The 7,290-nt window shown below is 66.3% G+C and carries 9 protein-coding genes; 6 read left to right on the forward strand and 3 right to left on the reverse strand.

Annotation, left to right across the window (positions count from 1 at the left end; all coding sequences use genetic code 11):
* The first annotated feature begins 150 nt into the window (after positions 1-150).
* Both H613_RS26540 and H613_RS0113970 read left to right on the forward strand, forming a co-directional pair.
* Complete coding sequence (locus H613_RS26540) at positions 151-1,287, forward strand: serine hydrolase domain-containing protein (RefSeq protein WP_035738092.1); 1,137 nt, start codon at positions 151-153, stop codon at positions 1,285-1,287.
* A 171-nt stretch (positions 1,288-1,458) separates the two neighbouring features.
* The gene (locus H613_RS0113970; RefSeq protein ID WP_026924296.1) at positions 1,459-1,788 is read left to right on the forward strand and encodes a MazG nucleotide pyrophosphohydrolase domain-containing protein; all 330 of its coding nucleotides are present in this window, start codon (positions 1,459-1,461) and stop codon (positions 1,786-1,788) included.
* Between the two features lie 64 nt (positions 1,789-1,852).
* Here H613_RS0113970 and H613_RS0113975 read toward each other — a convergent pair whose 3' ends face one another.
* Complete coding sequence (locus tag H613_RS0113975) at positions 1,853-2,212, reverse strand: hypothetical protein (RefSeq protein ID WP_156926026.1); 360 nt, start codon at positions 2,210-2,212, stop codon at positions 1,853-1,855.
* Positions 2,205-2,510 (reverse strand): hypothetical protein, encoded by a 306-nt coding sequence (locus H613_RS0113980; protein ID WP_156926027.1) that lies wholly within the window; start codon positions 2,508-2,510, stop codon positions 2,205-2,207. Before H613_RS0113980 ends, H613_RS0113975 begins: the two co-directional genes overlap by 8 nt.
* Positions 2,511-2,864: 354 nt before the next feature.
* Between H613_RS0113980 and H613_RS0113985 the strand changes: the two genes are divergently transcribed.
* From H613_RS0113985 to H613_RS0113995, 3 genes are all read left to right on the forward strand, one after another.
* The gene (locus H613_RS0113985; RefSeq protein ID WP_026924299.1) at positions 2,865-3,698 is read left to right on the forward strand and encodes a Scr1 family TA system antitoxin-like transcriptional regulator; all 834 of its coding nucleotides are present in this window, start codon (positions 2,865-2,867) and stop codon (positions 3,696-3,698) included.
* Positions 3,673-3,924 (forward strand): DUF397 domain-containing protein, encoded by a 252-nt coding sequence (locus H613_RS26545; protein WP_035738094.1) that lies wholly within the window; start codon positions 3,673-3,675, stop codon positions 3,922-3,924. Before H613_RS0113985 ends, H613_RS26545 begins: the two co-directional genes overlap by 26 nt.
* A gap of 186 nt (positions 3,925-4,110) precedes the next feature.
* Entirely contained in the window at positions 4,111-4,845 is a 735-nt protein-coding gene (locus tag H613_RS0113995) for a hypothetical protein (protein ID WP_026924300.1), read from the forward strand.
* A gap of 124 nt (positions 4,846-4,969) precedes the next feature.
* Here the strand turns inward: H613_RS0113995 and H613_RS26550 are convergent, their stop codons facing one another.
* On the reverse strand, positions 4,970-5,476 hold the full coding sequence (locus tag H613_RS26550; protein ID WP_051393341.1) for a hypothetical protein: 507 nt from the start codon (positions 5,474-5,476) through the stop codon (positions 4,970-4,972).
* Between the two features lie 345 nt (positions 5,477-5,821).
* Between H613_RS26550 and H613_RS0114005 the strand changes: the two genes are divergently transcribed.
* Positions 5,822-6,565 carry a class I SAM-dependent methyltransferase gene (locus H613_RS0114005; RefSeq protein ID WP_026924301.1) on the forward strand — a complete coding sequence of 248 codons (744 nt, stop codon included), beginning with the start codon at positions 5,822-5,824 and terminating at the stop codon, positions 6,563-6,565.
* Positions 6,566-7,290 lie beyond the last annotated feature (725 nt).

Below are 7,290 nucleotides of genomic sequence, written 5' to 3' on the forward strand. Positions count from 1 at the left end.
CCAGCGTTGAGACCGTGTCGATACCACCCGTCCGACCAGCCGGGAAGCGGCGGCCACACTGAGCGACAAGAACCCCAGGAGCGCGGTTGAGAAAAGGCCGCCTCAGGCGAGGGGACCGCCGCTGTCGGTCCTGCGGCCTACGCTGACGGCATGGACATCCGAGAACGGATCGACGGCCTCGTCGCAGAGGCGGTGCGCGAAGGCCAGGCGCCCGGCATCGTCGCCGCCGTCGCCACAGGAGACGAGATCCACGTGGCGCGGGCCGGTGTGATGGCGGTCGACGGGCCGCCGATGCGTTTTGACGCCCTCTTCCGGATCGCATCGATCTCGAAGCCCATGACCGCGGCGGCCGTGCTGTCGCTCGTCCAGGACGGCCTGCTCGAACTGGACGGGCCCGTCGACGCCCTGCTGCCCGAGCTGGCCGACCGCCGCGTGCTGCGCGAGCCGGACGGCCCGCTCGACGACACCGTCCCGGCCAGGCGCCCGGTCACCGTGCGCGACCTGCTCACCTTCACGTGGGGCTTCGGCATGCAGGGGGCCATGTTCGCCGCCGAGGAGCCCTGGCCGATCGTCACCGCCGCGCAGGAGCGGGAACTCCACACCTTCGAGCCGCCGCGACCGGCCGACATGCTGGACCCCGACACCTGGATGGCCAGGCTCGGCGAACTGCCGCTGATGGCGCAGCCGGGCGAGCGGTGGCTGTACCAGTCCGGCGCCCAAGTGCTCTCGGTGCTCGCCTCGCGCGCGGCGGAAGCACCGCTCGACGAGGTCCTCCGCACCAGGGTGTTCGAACCGCTCGGTATGCGCGACACGGCCTTCCACTCCAGCGAGACCGACCGGATCCCCACCGCCTACGCGCGCATCGACGGCGAGCTGACCGTCACGGACCCGCCGGACGGCCAGTGGTCCCGCCCGCCCGCCTTCAGCGACGGCAGCGCCTGCCTGCTGTCCACGGCCCGCGACGTGGTCGCCTTCGGACGGATGCTGCTGCGCGGCGGCGGCCCGGTGCTGCGGCCCGAGATGGCCGCCGAGATGACCCGGAACCAGCTCACCGACGAGCAGCGCTCGCGCGTCTGGCCGGGATTCGACCTCCTCGACGGCCGCGGCTGGGGCTACGGCTTGTCCATATATGACGGTTGCTACGGCTGGGACGGCGGCCTCGGCACGGCTTGGGCCAACGACCCCGCCCGCGACCTCACCGTCGTCGTCATGACCCAGCGGGCATGGGACGAGACCGGCCCGCCGGCCGTGTGCGCCGACGTCCTGGCGGCCGCGCGGGCCGCCTGACTCCCGTTCTATGAGCGGAGGAACAACCGAGTTCGACCGTCGCGGAGGCGGAACATGCACTCCTGCTGGGATCGTCCGCACCAGATCGGTACCGGATACCTTGCGCTGCAACATATCGGCTCATCAGCGGGTGCGCCGCGAGAGCGGAGCCGAGGCTCCTACGATTGGCGCGTGAACATGGACGACTACCAGCGGGCGGCACTCCGCACGGCCGCGCCGCGCGACAAGCCCAATGAGCTGTTCCACCTCCTGCTCGGCCTGGTGGGGGAGACGGGCGAGATCGCCGAGAAGGCGAAGAAGATCATCCGCGACAAGGGCAGCGATTTCTCCCAGTGGGACACCGAGGACGTCAAGAAGGAGCTCGGCGACACGCTCTGGTACCTCGCCGTCATCGCCGACCACTTCGGCATAGCGCTTGACGATGTCGCCGAGCACAACATCGCGAAGCTCGCCGACAGGCAACAGCGCGGCGTGCTCGGCGGCAGCGGCGACGATCGATAGGCCGTGCCGCGCCGGATGCGGCGGGCCGGTCGACCTCCACCATGGTCGACCGGCCCTCCAGCCCTCAACCGCGACCCTGGGGGTTGCCGGGCGAGGGCATATGGTCGGGAGCGGCGGCGCTGAGAGGCCGTGAACGACGACAACGGTCGGCCCGCCTCCGCCCCCGAGTCTTTAACCGCGCGATGACCTTGCGGGCCTCGGCGTCGATCCAAGGGCACCACTCGTCGCCGTTCCAGGCGCCGTGCCAGCGGGGTTCGGAGCCGGGCTCGTCGGCGAAGACGCAGACCGGGCCGGGGCCGTTGCCGTCCGAGCACAGCACCCGGTAGCGGTCGGGTTTGACGGCGATGCGGAAGACGGTGAAGATCGCCGGGCCGCGCCGGAACTCGCCGATGTAGGCGCCTTCGGGCACTGGAGGCTCAGCCATTGCAGACCCGCACTCTCCCCACGGCGGGCTTGGTGCCGTTGTAGAACACCATGAACGCCTCGGCCTCGCACCACTCGCGCCACTCCTCGGAGGCGGTGACCCAGTTGAGGCCCCAAGTGGCCTTGAGGGTGCCCGCGTTGAGCCCGGAGACGACCAGGACTATCTCGGCGACCTTCCCGGAGGTGTAGACCTGGAAGAAGTCGGGCGCGTCCCCGCTGGAGGCTCGTACGGAGAATGAGTGCACGCCGTCGGAGAAGGCGCCGCGCTCAATTGAGTCCGGTATGGATGTTCTGATCATTGCCGCGTTCCCACCTCGATGCGTTCGGTTCGCTATTGGACTTTCGTAAGAGGTGTGCCGAAAACCGCATGTCGGCTTTCCGACAGGGCGGTTTCCGGCTTTCCCTACCTGTCGCGAGTCGTATGGCGTCGCTCGCGATGAACCCAATCTAAGGGGCGTTTTCGCAGGTGGCAAGGGGACATGAGCTGATAGTTCATCGTGGATTGAGACGCCCCAAAATCTTGAGCATAAAAATTTGGCCAAATTATTTGGGTCCACTTGCAATAGGTGCACAGTGGGGGTTTCGCAAGTTGCCCTCACATGCCATTATGTGTGCCCACCAGCAGTCTTCCCACCGAATGCGGGGTATCTCTCATGGCGCGACAGTCGCTGTCGGACTGGTATGTCAGGGCCGAACTCATCGACCGCATGGACGCTCACGGGGCATCGGACGTCGAAGTCGCGGCACGCCTGGACTACTCGCCGCAGACGATCGCGAACTGGAGGAAGGGATCGGGACAGCCGACCGTGGGCGACGCGCGGGAGTTCTTCGCGCACTACGGCGACGGCGACGAGGAAGCGATGCTGTACATGCAGCAGGTAGTGCGCAACAAGAAGGCCGACCTGCGGGTCCTGGAGGCCGACGCCCGATTCAACGCCCTGATGTTGGCGAAGGGAGAGCTGCACTACCGGGACATCTTCAAGTGGGAGCCACAGGTGCTACCAGGCGTTGTCCAGACCCGGGAGTTCCACTTCGAGGTCCTGCAACCGGTCGAGGGCACCACCGACGAGGTGGCCAATTTCGGCTGGGACTTCAAGGAACGCCGGGTGCGCGGCATCCTCGACCGTGCCGACGAATACAAGATGAACATTCTCATCGGTGAGGCCGCGCTCCTGTGGTTGCGGGGAATGCCCTCTGAAGGCCGTCTTGCACAGCTCGAACATCTCCGTGAATGCAACGACCGCTCCGGATGGGAGCTCCGAATCATGGACAAGCCGCAGCTGCTCGGCGGTAACTTCGAGGTCTTCATGCCGAACAGCAACGCGACAGCAGGGCCGCCGTTCGTGTTTAACCAGGTTCGTGACCGCAGCTGGTGTGTGGAAGAGCTGAAGCGGGTGAAGCTGTACCATGAATCGATCAAGCCGAACTGGCTTCGTGCGACACCTCTGGAGGAGTATCTCAATGCAGAGCGCGACCGCTTGGCGTAAGAGCACCCGCAGCAGTGGCACCGACTCCAGCAACTGTGTCGAGTGCCGCCAGACCTGGCGCAAGAGCACCTACAGCAGCGGCACCAACAACACCAACTGCGTCGAGGCCCGCACCGCAGCCACCGGCTTCCAGGTCCGGGACTCGAAGCTCGGCCACGACTCGCCGGTCTTCGACCTCGCCGCTACCGACTTCACGAGCCTGCTCCGCGCGGCCGTCACAGGCTGACCGCCTCCCATAGACACCACCAGGGAACCGCAGAGCATGCGTCTGACGGCGCGAACTCGATCTTGATCGCAACGGCCCCAAGAGCACACACCAATTCCACGACCAGCGAGGCGTGTCTCCTCACTGTAACCTTGCATGGTGGCAGGCGCTTCCGGTTCAGACCCCGAACCGATTCAGAAATGGAAGGTGACCGTGTACATCACGGCCGCCGCCTTCGTCCTGAGCGTCGTCGTCGACTTCACGACCGCGCTCGGATGGATCGGTGTCGGCCCCGACGCCGACCCGGAACCGACTGAAACGACTTCAGCGGACGACCCGTTCACGACCGAGAGCGCTTGGCAGGACGATGCCGAGGACTGGGGCGAGGAAGACGACAACGGGGTCGACTGGGAGGACGAGGCGACCACCGAGGAGGCGGTTTCCGGCTGGACCCTCGAATACTCTGAATACTCGATGGTCCTCGAGAACGGCCCCGACGACGCCACCGGCGAATCGTGCCTGTACTACCTCTTCGACTTCGACGACACCAGCATGAATCCTGAGGCCTGGTACGAGACGAGCCCGGACTCCGGATTCCCCGACTATACCGACCTGGTGTGGGACTCGTGCGGCTTCGACTACGGCGTTGAGGGCATGAGCTACCTGTACACCCCGAACGGCCTTGTCGGCACGCTTTACTACGCGGGTGGCGATCCGACCCCCGACGAGTGCTACGCGACGCTGAGTGAGCGCGTTGACGGCCTCAGCTGGCACTTCAACCCCTGGAACCCCTCGGAGTACGACTTGGAGGAGACCTCCGTCTTCTGCGTCCAGACCGACGACGGCGCCATCGCCATGTCGACGATCGACTCGATTCACCCCGAAGACGAACGCAATTGGATGCGGATCTACCTGACCACCGACCTCTACGTCTGGAGCTGAACGCCGCCGAGCCTCGCCGTCGACCGGCACCCGAGCCCTGCTCACACGCCGGAACCGCAGCGCGGGGACCGAGGATCGCGCAATGCCGGTCGTCTTCGCGAAGTGATCGCCGCTCCGCGGGGAATCAGATCTGGCGAGACCAGGCCACCACGAACAGGGCTGTCGCGAGACAGATGAGCACTGCGATCACCCACGGCCAAACGCCGCTCCTGGAGTTGCGGTACGGGGCCGACAGGCGGCGGTTCAAAGCACCGATGCCCGCAACGAGCAGCAGCACGACGATCTGGAATACGGTGGACAGAAGAAAATGGACCAACCATGCCCCGCCGAGGGTCGGTCCTCCCCAAGCGTCGTCGTACGGACCGTGATCGAAGATCGGGTAGAGCGCGCCGCGCGCGAACGTGAGCGCGACGAATGCGAACAGGACCCAGCTCGTGAGGCCGAGGACGAACGCGGTGATCGCGTGAACGATTCGTCTTGCGCTCGTGGGTGTTTCGGTGATCTCGAAGGTGTCGCGGGCGATCCGGGCGGAAGGAGCGACCGCCAGCGCGACACTCGCGACCGGGAGCCGTGCGGCGAGCCCGATCAGCCGGAGCAGTCGGCGGACCGCGGAATGGGGGGTGGTTGCCATAACCGGATGATAGCCGTGCGAGTCGTTCGCGGCTGTGGTGATTTAAGGCGAACGGCACTTCACGGTCATGCGCGAGCGGTCCAACGCGGAGGCGTCCATCGGCCGCCTCGAACGGCTCATCGGCCAGTTCGACCCGAAGGTCCACCTCGTCGTGAACAGGCGCTCGGCTCACCAGGCCAAGAAGGTGCGGGATCGGACGGCTGCGCGCCCACCCGCAAGCCGTTCGCGGACCTTGCGGTGGAGGCGTTGTGTGGTCGTTTTCCGAGTCGTGTCAGGAAACCTTCGTCCTTCGAGTCCTGCGGCACCGGATGCCTTTGCGCAGAGGAGCCATGCCAGGATGAGCCGATGTCCCCTGATGGCAAGCATTCCTCCGGGCTTGGCGGTCAGACGCCGACCGCCGACTACGACGGCTTCGCCGAGGCGTACGCCGCTGAGACGGAATCGAGTCTTCTCAACGGCTACTACGCGCGGCCCGCGATCCTGGATTTGGCCGGGGATGTGGTCGGGCGGCGCATCCTCGATGTCGGCTGCGGTGCCGGGCCGCTCTTCGAGGCGCTCCGTGACCGGGGCGCCATCGTCACCGGCATCGACCCCAGCGTCAAGATGCTGGAGCTGGCCAGGAAGCGGCTCGGCGACGGCGCGGCGTTGCGGCAGGCGGACCTCAATGATCCACTCCCGTTCCCCGACGATGCGTTCGATGATGCCGTCGCGTGTCTGGTCCTGCACTACCTGGAGGACTGGACGGCACCGCTCGCCGAATTGCGGCGCGTGCTGACCCCAGGCGGCCGCCTGATTGTCGCCGTGAATCACCCCTTCGTCTACAAGTACACCAACCCGGACGGCGGCAGTTACTTCGCGACCCACGAATACGGCTTGGAGTGCAATTTCAGCGGTCAGAACGTCGTACTGTCGCAATGGCACCGGCCGTTGCACGCGATCACTGGCGCCTTCATCGAAGCGGGGTTCCGAATCGCCGTTGTCAGCGAGCCGCCTCCGGCCCCTGGCGCCCACGAGCGGTTCCCCGACGAAGTCGAGACACCCGACTCGGCGTTCCTGTGCTTCCTGTTCTTCGTTCTCGAGGCCGCCTGAAGGTTGTCCAAGATCGGGTGCATGGAATCGTGCCTGCCCGGCAGGCGTGATCAGCGCGGCGGACGAGACGGTGGTCGAACTTTTCATTGGCCTGTCGGCCTGAGGTGCCCTGTGGCCTTGGGGCCGCCTTTGGCCCGACTTCAGGCGAGGCGGCGACCGTGAGGTGGGAGAGCGTTGGGGCGGTGTGGTGTTCTCCGGGTTGTCTTCGGTTGGGCTTCAGGCATCGGCGATCGTGAGATGGGAAGAGACTGGGGTTGGTGTGGTGTCCTTGGGGTTGCCTTCGGTTGGGCTTCAAACGGGGCAGCGATGCAGAGGTGAGTGGACGCCGGGGGTGGTTTGTCGGCGCGGAGGTTGGTCGTGGGGTTGGCGTGGTGTCCTTTCCTCTGGGGGTGTGGCGGCGGCTGAGGGGATGGCGTGTGGGGTCGGTTTGGTGCCTGGACAGGGGGAAGGGCCCGGTCCCTGTTGGGGTTCCGGGCTGAGCAGCATATGTGCTCTGTCCCCGCCGCAGCATCCTGCGGCGGGCGGGGTAAGAAGGGAACGGGGTCGTCAGGCCCGGTGGCGCCGGTCACTCCTGCCGGTGTCAGGGTGGTCCGATCCGGTGGGAGTGAGGTCTGCTCGTTTTCGGCTATCGTGGCCGGCGCAGGTTCGTCTACTGTGTCCCATTCGGGTGTGCCGGTCGCCTCCTGCCTGGTGGCTGGTGTGGCGAAGCGGGCGCGTACCCGTGC

The organism is Glycomyces arizonensis DSM 44726, from assembly GCF_000482705.1.
GTDB classification, from domain to species: Bacteria; Actinomycetota; Actinomycetes; order Mycobacteriales; family Micromonosporaceae; genus Glycomyces; species Glycomyces arizonensis.

What these genes read in the sequence shown, in the direction of transcription:
- H613_RS26540 (WP_035738092.1), top strand. Translation starts at nt 151, where the DNA reads ATGGACATCCGAGAACGGATCGACGGCCTCGTCGCAGAGGCGGTGCGC.
- H613_RS0113975 (WP_156926026.1), bottom strand. Translation starts at nt 2,212, where the DNA reads ATGGCTGAGCCTCCAGTGCCCGAAGGCGCCTACATCGGCGAGTTCCGG.
- H613_RS0113980 (WP_156926027.1), bottom strand. Translation starts at nt 2,510, where the DNA reads ATGATCAGAACATCCATACCGGACTCAATTGAGCGCGGCGCCTTCTCC.
- H613_RS0113985 (WP_026924299.1), top strand. Translation starts at nt 2,865, where the DNA reads ATGGCGCGACAGTCGCTGTCGGACTGGTATGTCAGGGCCGAACTCATC.
- H613_RS26545 (WP_035738094.1), top strand. Translation starts at nt 3,673, where the DNA reads ATGCAGAGCGCGACCGCTTGGCGTAAGAGCACCCGCAGCAGTGGCACC.
- H613_RS26550 (WP_051393341.1), bottom strand. Translation starts at nt 5,476, where the DNA reads ATGGCAACCACCCCCCATTCCGCGGTCCGCCGACTGCTCCGGCTGATC.
- H613_RS0114005 (WP_026924301.1), top strand. Translation starts at nt 5,822, where the DNA reads ATGTCCCCTGATGGCAAGCATTCCTCCGGGCTTGGCGGTCAGACGCCG.